We start from the raw sequence: 1,307 nt of genomic DNA, 5'->3' as shown, positions 1-1,307 counted from the left end.
GCTGCTTTCTTTAGCAAATTGTGGGCAAGCGAAAGCCATCCGACCTCTAGACTTACTTTGGGTAAGCCTCGAAGCAGAAACCTTTTGAAGCCTCGGTTGTTTTTCATATCGCCAAACACGGGCTCCGGCTCGATCATGCGCCGGACGGCCAGCGCATATCCTTCTTCACTGCGGAGTCTTGGTCTTGCCTGGTTCTTTAGCCGTAAATACTTCAGGCTGACCTTGACCTCGCGGTCACCCTGGGCTTTCGTGCATTGCGCTTTTAGCGGACAGCCCTCACAACCGGTACTTCGGTAATGACGGTATTCAATCTTGTAACCACTCTCCGTTTTCTCTTTACTAGCTCTGCGAAAATGGAGGGTTTGCCCTGCCGCACATGTCCACGTATCTTCTTCGGCATCATAGGTCCAGTTGTCGATTTTACTAATATCCTTTTGCCATGCTTTACTTTTTTCACGGTGGTAGGTGCTGTATTTAACAATGGCTTCAACTTTGTTCTGTTCCAAATAGTCGTAATTTTCTTCGCCGCCATTGCCTGCGTCAGCGATGACCACACTTGGCAGCTTGCCGAGCTCGGACTTCACCTTTTCCAGATGAGGAATGAGGCAGCGCGTGTCGGTTGGCCTTTGGTGCACACTGTATCCGAGAATGAATTGATTTTCGGTGCCGATTTGCACATAGTAGCCTGGCTTGAGCTGACCGTTTCGCATATGGTCCTCTTTCATTCGCATGAAGGTTGCGTCAGGGTCCGTTTTGCTGTAGCTGTTCCGTGTGCCTAGAATCGCTTCATGGGTCTCGTACTTTTGAAGACGAGGAAGAAAGTCCTTGTGGAGCGCACGTACCGCCTTTTTCAGCGGCTTGTCCTTTGGCTTCTCCAGCAGGCGCTGTTCTAAGTTTTGGACGGCATGCTCCAGCTTGGCACTAGTAAGAGTAGAGGAATCGCCCAGCTCTCGAAGATCTTGGCCATGATGGGCTCCTTCTTCTTGCTTCTCGGCTTCCTCAATGGCGGCGAACAAGGTCTGCACTTTCTCCTGAAGCTTGGCCTTCTGTTTTACGACAGCCTTTCCCCAAACAAACGTATACCGGTTGGCATTAGCCTCGATCTTCGTACCATCGACGAAGTAATTCTCCAGTTGGACGTAGTTCTCTTCAGCCAAAAATTGAAGAACTGAGGTAACCACGGTCTCCAGCACCGTTTTCATCCGCTCCGAGCGGAACCTATTAATGGTGCGGAAATCCGGTCGTTGCCTGCCCGCGATCCACATAAACATGATGTTTTCGCGAACAGCTTTGGCAATCTGTCGGGA

The 1,307-nt window shown here is 50.5% G+C and carries 1 protein-coding gene; it reads right to left on the bottom strand.

Annotation, left to right across the window (positions count from 1 at the left end; all coding sequences use genetic code 11):
• The coding region (locus FPZ49_RS35170) for an IS1182 family transposase (RefSeq protein WP_144855382.1) at positions 1-1,307 on the bottom strand (1,307 nt) is incomplete at both ends.

The sequence above is a fragment of the Paenibacillus cremeus genome (genome assembly GCF_007786445.1).
Lineage (GTDB): Bacteria > Bacillota > Bacilli > Paenibacillales > NBRC-103111 > Paenibacillus_G > Paenibacillus_G cremeus.
The sequence above is the reverse complement of the archived record's forward strand: the minus strand, read 5'-3'. Positions and strand labels throughout refer to the sequence as shown.